The 14,000-nt window shown below is 62.4% G+C and carries 14 protein-coding genes and 1 pseudogene; 8 read left to right on the plus strand and 7 right to left on the minus strand.

Annotation, left to right across the window (positions count from 1 at the left end):
- Positions 1-182 precede the first annotated feature (182 nt).
- The gene (locus tag L867_RS0117065; RefSeq protein ID WP_028738004.1) at positions 183-572 is read right to left on the minus strand and encodes a hypothetical protein; all 390 of its coding nucleotides are present in this window, start codon (positions 570-572) and stop codon (positions 183-185) included.
- Positions 573-808: 236 nt separating this feature from the next.
- On the opposite strand from L867_RS0117065, the gene L867_RS0117070 reads away from it, so the two are divergent.
- Entirely contained in the window at positions 809-1,201 is a 393-nt protein-coding gene (locus L867_RS0117070; protein WP_028738005.1) for a response regulator, read from the plus strand.
- 22 nt (positions 1,202-1,223) lie between these two features.
- On the opposite strand, the gene L867_RS0117075 is transcribed toward L867_RS0117070, so the two are convergent.
- The gene (locus L867_RS0117075; protein ID WP_028738006.1) at positions 1,224-1,844 is read right to left on the minus strand and encodes a riboflavin synthase; all 621 of its coding nucleotides are present in this window, start codon (positions 1,842-1,844) and stop codon (positions 1,224-1,226) included.
- A 225-nt stretch (positions 1,845-2,069) separates the two neighbouring features.
- Between L867_RS0117075 and L867_RS0117080 the strand changes: the two genes are divergently transcribed.
- Positions 2,070-2,753 carry a phosphoribosyltransferase gene (locus L867_RS0117080; RefSeq protein ID WP_028738007.1) on the plus strand — a complete coding sequence of 228 codons (684 nt, stop codon included), beginning with the start codon at positions 2,070-2,072 and terminating at the stop codon, positions 2,751-2,753.
- A gap of 133 nt (positions 2,754-2,886) precedes the next feature.
- Positions 2,887-3,810, plus strand: coding sequence for a 1-phosphofructokinase family hexose kinase (locus L867_RS0117085; RefSeq protein WP_028738008.1), 924 nt, complete (start codon positions 2,887-2,889; stop codon positions 3,808-3,810).
- A 27-nt stretch (positions 3,811-3,837) separates the two neighbouring features.
- On the opposite strand, the gene L867_RS0117090 is transcribed toward L867_RS0117085, so the two are convergent.
- The 5 genes from L867_RS0117090 to ppsA all read right to left on the minus strand — a co-directional run bounded on the left by L867_RS0117090 (position 3,838) and on the right by ppsA (position 10,717).
- Entirely contained in the window at positions 3,838-4,947 is a 1,110-nt protein-coding gene (locus L867_RS0117090) for an ABC transporter ATP-binding protein (RefSeq protein ID WP_028738009.1), read from the minus strand.
- A gap of 4 nt (positions 4,948-4,951) precedes the next feature.
- Positions 4,952-5,845: a carbohydrate ABC transporter permease gene (locus L867_RS0117095; RefSeq protein WP_051439049.1), complete on the minus strand. Its 894-nt coding sequence runs from the start codon at positions 5,843-5,845 to the stop codon at positions 4,952-4,954.
- A complete protein-coding gene (locus L867_RS0117100; RefSeq protein WP_051439050.1) occupies positions 5,842-6,741 on the minus strand; it encodes a carbohydrate ABC transporter permease in 900 nt (299 codons plus the stop codon). The genes L867_RS0117095 and L867_RS0117100 overlap by 4 nt, the downstream gene beginning before the upstream one ends.
- Before the next feature lie 116 nt (positions 6,742-6,857).
- Entirely contained in the window at positions 6,858-8,096 is a 1,239-nt protein-coding gene (locus L867_RS0117105; RefSeq protein ID WP_210163649.1) for an ABC transporter substrate-binding protein, read from the minus strand.
- 224 nt (positions 8,097-8,320) lie between these two features.
- Positions 8,321-10,717, minus strand: coding sequence for a phosphoenolpyruvate synthase (gene ppsA, locus L867_RS0117110; RefSeq protein WP_028738013.1), 2,397 nt, complete (start codon positions 10,715-10,717; stop codon positions 8,321-8,323).
- Positions 10,718-10,949: 232 nt separating this feature from the next.
- Here ppsA and L867_RS28015 point away from each other — a divergent pair.
- The 5 genes and pseudogenes from L867_RS28015 to L867_RS0117135 all read left to right on the plus strand — a co-directional run.
- Positions 10,950-11,126: pseudogene (locus L867_RS28015) on the plus strand (helix-turn-helix domain-containing protein); the annotation flags it as partial.
- A gap of 67 nt (positions 11,127-11,193) precedes the next feature.
- Entirely contained in the window at positions 11,194-11,367 is a 174-nt protein-coding gene (locus tag L867_RS28020; protein WP_232363960.1) for a hypothetical protein, read from the plus strand.
- Positions 11,368-11,643: 276 nt separating this feature from the next.
- Positions 11,644-12,573, plus strand: a complete 930-nt coding sequence (gene exbB / locus L867_RS0117125) for a tonB-system energizer ExbB (RefSeq protein ID WP_232363959.1) — start codon at positions 11,644-11,646, stop codon at positions 12,571-12,573.
- A gap of 5 nt (positions 12,574-12,578) precedes the next feature.
- Positions 12,579-13,055 (plus strand): TonB system transport protein ExbD, encoded by a 477-nt coding sequence (gene exbD, locus L867_RS0117130; protein ID WP_028738015.1) that lies wholly within the window; start codon positions 12,579-12,581, stop codon positions 13,053-13,055.
- Positions 13,052-13,999 carry an energy transducer TonB gene (locus tag L867_RS0117135; protein ID WP_051439051.1) on the plus strand — a complete coding sequence of 316 codons (948 nt, stop codon included), beginning with the start codon at positions 13,052-13,054 and terminating at the stop codon, positions 13,997-13,999. Before exbD ends, L867_RS0117135 begins: the two co-directional genes overlap by 4 nt.
- The last annotated feature ends 1 nt before the right edge of the window (position 14,000 follow it).

Raw genomic sequence — 14,000 nt, forward strand, 5'->3', positions numbered from 1 at the left:
TGTGTCCGTGGCTGAGGGAACCTTTGACACTCTGCGGTAGTTTGGCGCAAGGCGCTGCTCCCAAGCGTCATTTCGTAACCCAGGAGGCCAGAGCCTGCTGCGCTAATGTGGGAGGCGCATTTGCAATGCGACAGGGCGCATCGGCAGATGCCGACACGCTCTCCTTTCTGCATCTCCGAATGTTAGTGGCGCTCTTTCGAGCCGGCTGTCGACGAGTAAGTGGCCGATACCGGATCGCTGGCCGGGAAGGTATCGATCAGTCCCTCGTCAACCTGTGAATCGAGTTCGGTTTCGTCCCGCGCGCGCCGAGCGCTCAGAACGGCATCCGATACCGCATCGTCGCCGCTGCGGGCGAGGTTGTCGTCGCGCTCCTTCTTGGTGGCGCCGTCGAAGGCGCCCACCTGGAGAAGCAGGACGCGCGCCTTGGCAAGGGCGTTTTCCCGATTTAGATCGCCGCTTTCGCTCTGCTTTATGCGAACGGATACGACTTCGCCACCGTCGCCGACGAACTCGACAGTGTAGCCCGGAACGCCACCCATATCTTCGTGTACCTGTGTTCCAACGATCTGCATGGTCATTCTCCCATTGTGATGATCCAATGGAAAACGCATGCCGACCGCACTGGTTCCATCGAAAGACAACGATGTGGCGCGATGCCCGTCTGTTGAATGCGCCACCGGCAACTTTCAATTGCGATTTGTTCCGCGTAGCGCGGTAAACCCTTTGTTTACCAAGCAGTTCACGAATTGACTAAAATCTGAACAAACTTCGAGTTGCAGGCGTTGTGGCAGCAAAGGAGATCTTTGCCATGCCGATGAAAGCCAACCTGCCCACAGATACCATCCTGATCGTGGAGGATGATGTGTTCGTTTCCATGGACGCCGCCGACAGCGTATCGCGCGCAGGGGTCAATGTCGTCACCGCCGAAACCGTGCGTGATGCGCTCGAAATTCTGGAACAGGAAGACATCTCGGCCGCCATCCTCGACTTTCATGTCCGGGACGGCGCGGTCACGCCCATCGTTGCGGTACTCCGGAAGAAGGGCATCCCGTTCCGCATCGTCTCCGGCTCGCCTTTTGCCGAAATCGCCGCCAACGGCATTCCGCCCGGGCTCTGCGCGCAGAAGCCGGCCGACTATTTCAAGGTGCTCGTCTCGCTGATCAGCGAACGGCCGTGGACCGCGCTGAGGCCGAGCCACTGAACAGTCGCCGGGCCCGCATTTCTCAGGCGCGCTTGTCGAGCAGCCGCGTCAGCGTGCGTTCCACCACATCGACCATCACCATCGTCTGGTGGTCCACTTCGATGTTCAGCCGATCTCCGGGCTTGTAGCGGGGAAATGTCGTCTGCCGGAGCGTCTCGGGAATGAGATTGATCTGGAACACGTTGCCTTCGGCTTCCGCAACCGTCAGGCTTGCGCCGTTCACGGCCAGGAAGCCGCGCGGGAAGATGTATTTCGCCCATTCCTCGGGAACCGAAAAGTGGATGTGGGCGCCCGGCATTTCGCTCTTGGCGCCTATCAGCGTTGCGGTCGTGGCGATATGGCCGGCAATCGCATGGCCGCCGTTCTCGTCCGTCGGCTTGGCCGAGCGCTCCAGGTTGACACCGTCGCCGACGGAAAGGTCGGACAGGTTGGTGCGCTCCAGGGTCGCGTCCATGGCGTCGAAGGTCACGGTCGTTCCTTCAATGGAGGTCGCGGAAAGGCAGACGCCTTCCACCGAAACGCTTCCGCCGATCTGCAGGCCTTCGACCAGCCGTTCGGGAAACTGGATATGGAATTCGGTGTATCCGTCATGACGGATGATGTTGGTGACCGGGGCCACCGCCTGGACGATACCGGTATACATGTCTTTTCCTGTGTTGCCCGCGCAGGCTCGCAAATGCCCGGTCGCGGCGTCGTTGGCCAAAGGTAATGTGCGATTGGCTAAAGACAACCGTAAAATCCGGACGCTCCGTCAAGAATTACTGAACGGTGGGGGCAGGCGTGTTTCGCGAAAGCGTGCATTGTCAAAGACGCGTGGCCTTGCGATGAACGGAAAGTTCGCAACGCTCCGTGGAGCAAGGGTTATCGCATGCAGCCTCACGACTATTGGCAGACGATAGAACCTCCGGGCAGATTCGACCCTGCCGGCCCGCACCGCCAAAGCTATCCGGCAAGCTTGCCTGACGGTGGGCAGATGCTTCTGCCGATCCGGCCGCTTGCCGACGGCCAGCATGGGATTGCATCCCTCATCGTCAACCAGGCGAGCTTCGCGGTGCTCGACACGCTCGCCTGCTGTCTTGCCGACAGACTTGCCGAATACCGCCCGGACGTGATCGTGGGGTTGCCGACGCTCGGGCTGACGCTTGCCTCCGCCGTGGCACAGAAGCTCGGCCACACCCGCTATGTCCCGTTCGGGACCTCGCGCAAGTTCTGGTATCTCGACGAATTGTCGGTGCCGATGAGTTCGATCACCACGCCGCACCAGCAGAAGCGTCTGTTCGCCGATCCGCGCATGTTGCCGTTGCTCCAGGGCCGTCGCGTCGTCCTCGTCGACGACGTCATGTCGAGCGGCGCATCCATGGTGGCCGGGTTGAACCTGCTGGCCGCGCTCGACATCGAGCCGGTGGCGCTCGCGGTGGCCATGTTGCAGACCGAGCGCTGGAGGCCGGCGATTTCGGCTTGCGGGGAGGGGTGGCCGGAGAGGACCCGAAGCGTAATTGCCACGCCGCTTTTGGAGCGGAACTCCGAAGGGCTCTGGAAGGCGACGGCCTGAGACGAAGGATCACGGCTGCTGCGGTCGTGCGCTTTCTTGCGACCCTCGGGGCATTGAGGCTATAGCTTCACTCGGCCGGTTGCGGTGCGAAACGATTTCTTGGAACTGTCATGAAGGGACGCTAGGCTCGGGCATGTCGAAAATTCTCTCCATCGCGCTCAATCCCGCCATCGATATTTCCAGCGACGCCGATGCGGTTCGTCACACGCACAAGACCCGTACGCACAATCAGCGCCAGCATGCAGGCGGCGGCGGCATCAATGTCGCACGCGTCATCGTCGAGCTGGGCGGAAAGTGCGAGCTGCTCTACCTCACCGGCGGGGCCACCGGGACGCTGCTCGAAGCCATGCTCGAGCCGCTCGGCGTCAAGCAACACCGGTTTCGCATCCATGATCCTGTCCGGGTCGCCTACAACGTGCGGGAACTCTCGACCAATCTCGAATATCGCTTCGTCCCGGAAGGACCGGAGGTCACCGAGGAAGAGCTGGCGCCGGTCTTCGATCTGCTCGAGGGAAGCGATGCTGACTATGTCGTCGCCAGCGGTAGCCTGCCGCGCGGCGTCTCTGACGGTACCTATGCGCGTATGGCCGAAATTGCGACCCGCAAGAAAGCCCGCCTTATCCTCGATACGTCCGGCGAGGCATTGCACGAGACGCTGTCGAAGGCGAAAGTCTTCCTCGTCAAGCCGAGCCTTGGCGAGCTGGCCAGCTTTGTCGGTCAGAAGATCGATCATGACAACGCTGGATCTGCTGCCCAGGCCATCGTGCGCAGCGGTGCCGCAGATTATATCGCAGTCACGCTCGGTGGCGATGGTGCGATCCTGGTCGGTGCCGACACGATCCAGCGCGTGCCGGCAATCGATGTGCCGGTGCAATCGGCGGTCGGTGCGGGAGACAGCTTTGTCGCCGCGATGACCTGGTCATTGGCCGAGGGCCACGAGATCGGCGAGGCCTTCCGCTTCGGCCTGGCGGCGGGTGCCGCGGCGGTCATGACTTCCGGCACGGAGCTTTGCCGACGTGCGGACGTGCTGGCACTCTACGAGGCGAACAAGGGCTGATCTTGCCCGGCGGCTTCGTCCGACTGCTTACAGCCGCATGCCGGCCTTGCCGTCGAACAGCTTGGCCTTGCCCATGTTGACCTCGAAGCGGAACGTCTCGCCGGGCTTGACGCGCTCTTCGGGCCGCACCCGGGCGATCGCTTCCATGCCGCCCAGCGTGAAGACCAGCATGGTGTCCGGACCGGTGGGTTCGACCACGTCGACCGCGCGCTCGAAGACGAACAGCTCGGTTTGCTCTGCACCGTGGGCGCCGACATGGGTGATCGTTTCGGGGCGCAGGCCGAGATAGATTTCGTCGCCTTCCCGTCCCTTGACCTTGCCGGCCTGCTCGGGGCCGAGGGGAAAGCGGATCGTGCCTTCCTCGTCGGTGACGGCGATCGCGTAGCCATCCTCGTTGAGCACCTTTCCCTTGACGATGTTCATCGACGGCGAGCCCATGAAGCCGGCAACGAAGAGGTCGACGGGGTTTTCATAGACCTCCTCGGGCGTGCCGAACTGCCGCACATGGCCATTGTCCATGACGGCAATGCGCGAGGCGAGCGTCATCGCCTCGATCTGGTCGTGGGTGACGTAGACGATCGTCTTGCCGAGGCGCTGGTGCAGCTTCTTCACTTCGGTGCGCATTTCGATGCGCAGCTTGGCATCGAGATTGGAGAGCGGCTCGTCGAACAGGAAGACGTCGGGATTGCGCACCAGGGCGCGGCCCATGGCGACGCGCTGGCGCTGGCCGCCCGACAATTGCCCCGGCTTGCGGTCGAGCAGCTGCTCGATATGCAGGAGTTGGGAGACGTCTGCGAGCGCCTTGTCCTGGACGGCGCGATCGACACCACGGGTCTGCATGCCGAAGGTGATGTTCTCCTGCACGGTCTTGGTCGGATAGAGCGCGTAGGACTGGAACACCATGGCGATGTTGCGGTCCTTCGGCGGTACGTCATTGACCAGCGCGTCGCCGATCCGGATCTCGCCGCTGGTCAGCGTCTCGAGCCCGGCAATCAGGTTGAGGAGCGTGGACTTTCCGCAACCCGAAGGCCCGACAAGCACGACGAACTCGCCGTCATCAAGGTCGATGCTCACGCCCTTGATGATCTCGGCCGTACCGAATTTCTTCCAGACGTCCCGCAGTTCTACTTTTGCCATCTCATCACCCTTTCACGGCACCTGCGGCCAGACCGCGCACGAAGTATTTTCCCGCCACGATGTAGACGAGCAGGGTCGGCAGGGCCGCGATGATCGCCGCCGCCATGTCGACATTGTATTCCTTCACGCCGGTGCTCGACGCGACGATGTTGTTGAGCGCCACGGTCACCGGATTGCTGTCCCCGACCGTGAAGGCCACGCCGAACAGAAAGTCGTTCCAGATCTGCGTGAACTGCCAGATGACGGCGACGACGATGGTCGGCAGCGACATGGGCAAGAGCAGGGTGAAGAAGATGCGGAAGAAGCCGGCTCCGTCGATCTTTGCCGCATGAACGATTCCGTCCGATACGCTGACGAAGAAATTGCGGAAGAACAGCGTGGTGAAGGAAAGGCCGTAGACGGTGTGGACCAGGATCAGGCCGTAGACGCTGCCGGCCAGGCCGAAATAGCCGAGCATGCGGGCCATGGGAAGCAGCACGACCTGGAAGGGGATGAAGGAGCCGAACAACATCAGCGCAAAGATGATGTCGGCGCCGGGGAACTTCCACTTGGTCAGCGCGTAGCCGTTGAGCGCGCCGAGCAGGGTGGAGATGGCGACCGCCGGGACGACCATCAGGATGGAGTTCATGAAATAGGGCTGCAGCCCCGTGCAGCGCACGCCGACGCAAGCCGAACTCCAGGCCTTTTCCCAGGCAGCGAAGGTCACCTCCTTCGGCAGGCTGATCAGCGACGACGTGCGGATCTCTTCGAGCGATTTCAACGAGGTCGAGATCATGACGAAGAGCGGCATGAGATAGTAGAGACAGAAGAGCCCGAGGATGGCGAAGAGCAGCAGGCGCAGCAGCGTGTTCTTCAGGCCCCGGGGCCGGACAATGCCGGAGATGGCGGCTCCGCTCATTTCGCCGGCCTCCTCAGTTCCGAATAGAGATAGGGGATGAAGATCGCCGTCACGGTGACCAGCATCATGACCGCACTTGCGGCCGCCGTGCCGAGTTCGCTGCGCTGGAAGGCGAAGGAATACATGAAGGTCGCCGGCATGTCGGTCGCATAGCCCGGTCCACCGCCGGTCAGCGCCATGACCAGGTCGAAGCTCTTGATTGCCAGGTGCGCGAGAACCACGAAGGCGGAGAAGAAGACCGGCCTGACGATCGGCAGGATGATGCTCCAGTAGGTCCGGAACGGGCCTGCGCCGTCGATCGCCGCAGCCTTGATGATCTCGTCGTCGACCGACCGCAGGCCGGCGAGAAACAGCGCCATGACATAGCCGGAGGATTGCCAGACGCCGGCTATGACGACGGTGTAGATCGCCATGTTCGGATCGACGAGCCAGTCGAAATTGAAATCGGGAAAGCCCCAGCCCTGGATGATCTTCTCGATGCCGAGCGTCGGGTTGAGGATCCATTTCCACGCGGTGCCTGTGACGATGAACGACAGCGCCATGGGGTAGAGATAGATGGTGCGGATCATGCCTTCGGCACGAATTCGCTGGTCGAGCAGGATCGCCAGGAACAGGCCGATCACCATGCAGCAGACCATGAACAGGCTAGTGAAGATGAACAGGTTCTCGATCGCGACGAACCAGCGTGGCGTGGTCCACAGCCGCTCGTACTGGGCGAGGCCGATCAGCGTGTAGTTTGGCATGACGCCGGATTTGGTGAAGGAGATGTAGACCGTCCAGGCGATGAAGCCGTAGACGAACACCAGGCTCGCGGCAAACATCGGTGACACGACGATCTGCGGCAGCCATCGCTCGAAAAAGCGATCGAGCGCGATTCGTCGGCTTTTGGTGTTCATTTCACAACTCCTCCCGGCCTTGTCTTCATCCCCATTCGCGATTCTGCGCCGCGCCAAAGGGAACCACCGGAGTCCGGCTTGGCCGTACACCGGTGGTCATCGATCGAAGAAATGCCTTACTGGGCGCGCTTCACCGCTTCACCCATCGCCTTGGCCGCGTCGGCCGAACTCATCTCCGAATTGAAGAAGTTGGTGACGACGTCGAGGAATTCGCCGCGCACGGTGCGCGGAACCGCCATTTCATGGGCCATGGACGGAACGAAGGTGTTGTTCTTCACGGCTGCGGTCATGTCCTCGTAGGACTTGAGGGCGCAGCTATCGAACTTGTCCAGCTTGATGTCGGTGCGGGCAGGAATGGAGCCCTTGGCCAGGTTGAAGGTCTCCTGGAACTCTGGCGACATGATCAGGCTCGCGAGTACCTTCTGGCCTTCGATCCGGTCATCGCCGGCAACCTTGAAGAAGGCGAAGCTGTCGGTGTTGAAGCTGTAGCCGTTGCCGGGGGTCGGGGCGCAGATGAAGTCCTTGCCCGGCACCTTGCCTGCGGCCAGGAACTCACCCTTGGCCCAGTCGCCCATGATCTGGAAGCCGGCTTCGCCATTCATGACCATGGCGGTTGCGAGGTTCCAGTCACGGCCGGAAAAGCCCGGATCGACATAGCCGCGCAGCTTGCGCAACTGGTCGAAGACCTTGACCATGGTGTCGCCGGTCAGCGCTTCCTGGTCGAGTTCGATCAGCGCCTTGCGATAGAAGTCGGCTCCCATGCTCAGCACGATCGTTTCGAAGACTGTCGCGTCCTGCCAGGGCTGGCCGCCATGGGCGAGCGGGGTGATGCCCGCGGCCTTCAGCTTGTCCGCGACCGCGTTGAACTCGTCCCAGGTCTTCGGTACCTCGGCGCCGACCTTGGCGAGCACGGCGGGATTGATCCACATCCAGTCGATGCGGTGGACGTTCACCGGGGCGGCAACGTATTTGCCCTGGTATTTCATGATTTCAGCCAGGGACGGCGGCAGGACATCGTCCCATTTCTCCGCCTTGGCTACATCCTCGACATCGGCGAGGCCACCCTGATCGGCCCATTCCTGAATACCGGGGCCTTTCAGCTGCACGGCGGCCGGTGGGTTTCCGGCCATCACGCGGGCGCGAAGCGCGGTCATCGCGGCATCGCCGCCGCCGCCGGCGATCGGCGAGTCTTCCCACTTGCCGCCCTGCTTCTCGAAGGCTTCCTTGAGCGTTCCGACGGCCTTCGCCTCGCCGCCCGAGGTCCACCAGTGAAGAACTTCCACGGTGCCGCCCGCATGGCCGGTCGCAGGAAGCATGAAGAGGGAAACGACGGTGGCAGTCAAAATGGATTTCAAGTTACGCATGGCATCCTCCCGATTATTGCGGACGCAAGGGTCCGATTGCCGAATGGCATTTTGGAAAAGGCTACTTGTTCTGCGTAGAAACCCGCGGTCGCCAATATGCGCGCTTTGCGGGCATGCGAACGATATCACGATACGACGATATGGGCCGCATGTTTTGACACCGATCAATCGGTGCGGGAGATTTCGCCCGCACCGCTTCTGCTTGTCGCCGGCTGTCAGCCGCGGTCGGTCTTGGTCTTTTCGGCCTCTGCGACGATCTGTTTCACGGCGATGAAGCTGTCCGGGCTCACCGACATCGAGTCGATGCCGCATTCGACCAGGAATTCCGCAAATTCCGGATGGTCGCTGGGCGCCTGGCCGCAAAGGCCGATCTTGGCACCCGCCTTGTTGGCCTCGGATATCACCTTCTCGATCATCCATTTGACCGCCTCGTCCTGTTCGTCGAACAGATCGGCCAGTTCGCCGGAATCGCGGTCGACGCCAAGGGTGAGCTGGGTGAGGTCGTTCGAGCCGATCGAGAAGCCGTCAAAACGGTCGGCAAACTTGGCCGCCAGGATGACGTTCGAGGGGATCTCGCACATCACATAAACCTGGAGGCCGTTCTCGCCGCGCCTCAGGCCGTTCTCTGCCATGACGCCGAGCACCTTGTCGGCTTCGCCGACCGAGCGGCAGAAGGGGATCATGACGATCACATTGGTGAACCCCATCTCGTCGCGCAGCCGCTTGATCGCCTGGCATTCGAGCGCAAAGCCATTGCGATAGCGAGGCGAGTAGTAGCGCGAGGCGCCGCGAAAGCCGATCATCGGGTTTTCTTCCGCCGGCTCGAATTCAGCGCCGCCGACGAGACCGGCATATTCATTGGTCTTGAAGTCGCTCATGCGCACGATGACCGGCTTTGGGTAGACGGCGGCAGCAAGTCTTCCCAGGCCCAGGGCAAGCTTGTCGACGAAATAGTCCGGCTTGTTGTCATATCCAGCGGTCAGCGCGGCGATCTCGGCCTTGGCTTTCTCGTCCTTCAGCGTGTCGAAATGAACGAGCGCCATGGGATGGACGCGGATCGCGTTCGATACGACGAACTCCATGCGGGCAAGACCGATGCCATCGGCCGGCAGGCGCCACCAGCGGAAGGCCGAACCCGGATTGGCGAGGTTCAGCATGACCTTGGTCTTGGTTTCCGGCAGGTCGGTGACGTCGAGTTCCTCGACCGAAAAATCGGCGATATCCTGATAGATGAAGCCTTCGTCGCCCTCGGCACACGAGATGGTCACGTCCTGACCGGTATGCAGGATTTCCGTGGCATTGCCGGTGCCGACGACGGCGGGCAGGCCGAGTTCGCGGCTGACGATCGCGGCATGCGAGGTGCGCCCGCCATGGTCGGTGACGATGGCTGCGGCGCGCTTCATGATAGGGACCCAGTCAGGGTCGGTGGTCTGGGTGACGAGAATGGAGCCGTCCACGAACTTCTCGATGTCCTTGGCGGTTTCGATCAGGCAAACCTGACCGCTGGCGATCGCATCGCCGATCGACAGGCCCTTGGTGAGCAGCTTGCCCTTGTTGTGGATGGTGTAGGATTTGAAGATGCCGACATCACGCCGCGCCTGAACCGTTTCCGGGCGGGCCTGCACGATGTACATGTCGCCGGTATTGCCGTCGCGCGCCCACTCCATGTCCATCGGGCAGCCGTAATGCTGTTCGATGGTCGCCGCCCAGCGTGCAAGCTCGACGATTTCCGGGTCGCTCAGCACCCAGGCCGCGCGCTCGGCCTTGGAGGTGGGCACGTTGCGGGTCGGCTTGTCGCCGACCGCGTAGATCATCTTGATGTCCTTGGCGCCCTTCTTCTTCTCGATGATCGGCGAGAGCGCCTTGTTGTCGAGCAGCGGCTTGAAGACCTGATATTCATCCGGGTCCACGGTGCCCTGGACGACGTTTTCACCCAAGCCCCAGGCCGCATTGATCAGCACGACCTTGTCGAAACCGGTCTCTGTGTCGATCGAAAACATCACGCCCGAGCCGCCGATGTCGGAGCGCACCATCTGCTGCACGCCGATCGACAGCGCCACCTTCATGTGGTCGAAGCCCTTGGTCTTGCGATAGCTGATGGCACGGTCGGTGAAGAGCGAGGCATAGCAGCGGCGGCAGGCATCGATCAGTGCCGTCTCGCCCTTGATGTTGAGGAAGGTTTCCTGCTGGCCGGCAAAGCTGGCATCCGGAAGATCCTCGGCCGTCGCGCTCGATCGTACCGCGACTTCAACTTCGTCCACGCCGGCCCGCTTCGACAACTCGCGATAGGCCGCACGGATCGCCGTTTCGATGTCTGCCGGCCAGTCGCCCTTGAGGAATATGTTGCGGATGGCCTCTCCGGTCTCGGCGAGCGTCGCCTTGCCGGCTTCCCATTGCGCGAGGAAGGAAGTCATCCGTTCCCTGAGCGCATTCGCTGCGACGTAGCTCCAATAGGCGTCGGAGGTGGTGGCGAAACCCGGGGGCACGCGAATGCCTCCGGCGGCCAGGGTCTGCACCATTTCGCCCAGCGAGGCGTTCTTGCCGCCGACGCGTGGGACGTCGTGGCGTCCCAGTGTTTCAAACCATGCGATGGACTGCTGCACTGTAGACATGGAAACCCTCCCGGATGGTGTTCTTGATGTCGTGTCGCTCGGAGCGATTGTAATGTTATCGAGAATAACCACCGCAATGTCACGGTGCTTTGACAATGATCAAAGAGCAGGGCGAATGCGGTCGCTGGCGCAACGTACGCGATGATTGAGCCTGCGTCCCCGCCGGGCTTCAATCAAATTCTGTTTTCAGCGGTATTCATTCCCATGTCTCATCAAAGGAACGGCATGATTCATGCGGGTCGATTTTCTCGGCCTTGAGGCCTTTTTGCGCATTGCCGAGCGCGGCAGCTTTCACCGGGCCGCGGCCCATCTAAACCTGTCGCAGACGGCGCTCAGCCACCGGATCAAGAAGCGGGAGGACGATCTCGGCCTGAAGCTCCTGGCCCGCACGACACGTCAGGTGACCCTGACGCCGACCGGGGTGGAGTTGCTGCCGGATCGCCCTCGAAGCAAGCCGGTCGACCGATATCGTCGCCGTGCCGATCCGCAATCCTTCGGTCGTGCGGACGATCGGCATCATCACGCGGAAGGGCATTCCGCTAAGCCCGCCGGCCGAAGCGCTCTACGCGCTGGTGGTGCGCGAGTTTCGCCAGGAGAAGTCGGCCAAGGTCCCGCGCAAGATGGCAGGCCGAGAGCAATCGGGCACCTGATTCCCAAGGGAGGGGCGGCGGGTCCGGTTCGGTCCGTATCGACCTGAGCCGTCGTCCGTTGGTGCATAAATCTCGTGTGCGATTGTCAACTTTTTCGAATGCTGCGCAGGTTATTACTTGTCAAAATAACTCAAGTTTAATATCGAAGAAGCATTCCAGCGCATTGCCAGGGGCTTCGCGCCGGATGGCGGCGTGCCGTGTCTCCAATGCCTGTTGTCAGAAAAGGAACTCCCAGTGTTTCGTCGTCATTCGGGACCTTCCACCGCAAGTCTCGCCCTGGCAGTCTCTCTTGCCTTCGTCTCCAGTGCCGCATTCGCGCAGGAAACTTTGCCCACCACTGCCTCGCCGGTCACTGAGGCGACGACGACGGCCCTCGAAGCTGCCCCATCCGGCGCACCGGCCGTAGGTGACGCAGCAACTCCCATGTCAGTCGCAACAGAGGCGCTCGTCGGACTGCCCGAGGGCGCAGAGAACGCGCGCGTTGACCTGCCGCACAACCTCTCGCCGCTCGGCATGTTCCTGGCTGCCGATTGGGTGGTCAAAGGGGTGATGCTGTCCCTTGCCTTTGCGTCGCTCGCCACATGGACAGTCTGGCTCGCCAAGACGCTGCAGCTCGCCGGCGCCCGGATCCGCGCGACCCGCGGGCTGAAGGCGATCACGGAGGCCCACACGCTGGAGGCTGCCTCTGGCCGCATGGCGCGCCAAGGCGGTGTGGTCGTATCGATGCTGCGCAGTGCCAGCGCGGAAATCCGTCTGTCGGACGCCGCCATCGCCCATGTTGGTGGCGAAGGTGTGAAGGAACGCGTCGCCTCGGCCCTCGCCCGCATCGAGGTTCGTGCCGGCCGCCAGATTGCCAAGGGAACCGGTATGCTCGCGACGATCGGTTCGACAGCGCCTTTCGTCGGGCTGTTCGGCACGGTCTGGGGCATCATGAACGCCTTCATCGGCATTTCGGAGTCCCAGACGACCAACCTTGCCGTCGTCGCGCCCGGCATCGCCGAAGCGCTGCTCGCCACTGCCATCGGCCTGGTTGCCGCCATCCCGGCGGTCATCATCTACAATGTCTTTGCCCGCTCGGTCACCGGCTACCGGCAATTGCTTGGGGATGCGGCCGCGGGGATCGAACGGCTGGTCAGTCGCGATCTCGACTATCGGAGGGTGCCGAATGGCGTGCTGGCCACGTCCTTGCCGCTGGCTGCGGAGTAACGGACATGGCCGGCGGCATACGGGAAAATCACTCCGGCGACGATCTCGCGGAAAATCATGAGATCAATGTCACGCCCTTCATCGATGTCATTCTGGTGCTGCTGATCATCTTCATGGTGGCAGCGCCGCTCGCGACCGTTGATGTCAGTGTCGATCTTCCGGCTTCGACAGCGAAGCCCACGGAGCGTCCAGACGAGCCAGTCTATGTCACCCTGAAGGAGGACATGAGCCTTTCGCTCGGCAACGAGACTGCGGCCCGCGAGACGCTCGGTTCGGATCTCGATCGGCTGACCGAGGGCAACAAGGAGGCCCGGATCTTCCTGCGCGCCGACAAGGCCGTGGACTATGGCGCCTTCATGGAGGTGATCAACCTGCTGCGGGATGCCGGCTATCTGAAGATTGCGCTGGTGGGGCTCGAGGCCCTGCCTTCCGCGCAGGTTTCGACCCAGCCGGCGGAGTCCGGGACCGGGGTGCGGCCGTGAGTCGGGTCCCGCTGCAACGTTCCCCGGGCCGGGCGTTCGGCGAGCTGCTGTTGTGGACGACTGCGGCTCTCTGCGTCGCAGCTGTCCATGCCGGGGCTGTGGCGCTGCTGATGCAGGAGCCGGACATGGTGGCCGAGGACGCCGCCCCTCCGGCGGTGATCATGATCGAACTTGCCCCTGAACCGGTTGCCGAGGTGACGCAGGAGGAGCAGATCGTCCCCGATCAGGTCGATGCCGAGGAGATCAAGACGGCCTCGCACGAGCCGGCGCCCGAGCCTGCCGAGGAACCTCTGCCCGAACCCATGCCGCAGCCCATCCCCGAACCGCCCGTCGAGGAGGTGGTCGAAAAGGTGCCGGAGCCCGTCATCGAACCGCCCCCGATGGTTCCCGAACCCTTGCCGGAGCCGGTCGAGGAGATCAACCCGATCGAGCAAATGGTGATGGCGCAGCTGGAGAACGTGGCGGTTCCGATCCCCGTTGGGCGGCCACCGCCGCCCAAACCGGTCAAGGAAAAGTCGAAGAAGGCGCCGGAAAAGAAGAGGGCGGAGAAGCCCAGGACGCCACCTCCGCCGGCATCCCAAGCCGCGCGCAAGGCCAAGGTCGAGGTCGCCCAGTCCGACCGCACGGCGGCGAAGGTGACAAGCACCGGCGGTGGACGCAATGTCAGTCCCGCCAAATGGCAGTCGCGTCTGATGTCGCATCTGGAGCGCCGCAAGCGCTATCCGTCCGAGGCGCGCAGCAATCGCGAGGAAGGCATCGTCTACGTGCGGTTCCGCATCGACGACGGTGGCAATGTGCTTTCGGTGTCGCTGTCGCGCTCGTCAGGTCATTCGAGCCTCGATCAGGCGGTGCTGGACATGGTGCGCCGGGCTTCTCCCGTTCCGGCCCCGCCGCCGGGTGTCAGCAAGACAATCACCGCGCCGGTGCGCTTCAACATTCGCTAGC

The sequence above is a fragment of the Paenirhizobium selenitireducens ATCC BAA-1503 genome (assembly GCF_000518785.1).
GTDB classification, from domain to species: domain Bacteria; phylum Pseudomonadota; class Alphaproteobacteria; order Rhizobiales; family Rhizobiaceae; genus Allorhizobium; species Allorhizobium selenitireducens.

What these genes read in the sequence shown, in the direction of transcription:
- ppsA (WP_028738013.1), bottom strand. Translation starts at nt 10,717, where the DNA reads ATGTCTACAGTGCAGCAGTCCATCGCATGGTTTGAAACACTGGGACGC.
- exbD (WP_028738015.1), top strand. Translation starts at nt 12,579, where the DNA reads ATGGCCGGCGGCATACGGGAAAATCACTCCGGCGACGATCTCGCGGAA.
- L867_RS0117080 (WP_028738007.1), top strand. Translation starts at nt 2,070, where the DNA reads ATGCAGCCTCACGACTATTGGCAGACGATAGAACCTCCGGGCAGATTC.
- L867_RS0117085 (WP_028738008.1), top strand. Translation starts at nt 2,887, where the DNA reads ATGTCGAAAATTCTCTCCATCGCGCTCAATCCCGCCATCGATATTTCC.
- L867_RS0117090 (WP_028738009.1), bottom strand. Translation starts at nt 4,947, where the DNA reads ATGGCAAAAGTAGAACTGCGGGACGTCTGGAAGAAATTCGGTACGGCC.
- L867_RS0117065 (WP_028738004.1), bottom strand. Translation starts at nt 572, where the DNA reads ATGCAGATCGTTGGAACACAGGTACACGAAGATATGGGTGGCGTTCCG.
- L867_RS0117070 (WP_028738005.1), top strand. Translation starts at nt 809, where the DNA reads ATGCCGATGAAAGCCAACCTGCCCACAGATACCATCCTGATCGTGGAG.
- L867_RS0117075 (WP_028738006.1), bottom strand. Translation starts at nt 1,844, where the DNA reads ATGTATACCGGTATCGTCCAGGCGGTGGCCCCGGTCACCAACATCATC.
- L867_RS0117100 (WP_051439050.1), bottom strand. Translation starts at nt 6,741, where the DNA reads ATGAACACCAAAAGCCGACGAATCGCGCTCGATCGCTTTTTCGAGCGA.
- L867_RS0117095 (WP_051439049.1), bottom strand. Translation starts at nt 5,845, where the DNA reads ATGAGCGGAGCCGCCATCTCCGGCATTGTCCGGCCCCGGGGCCTGAAG.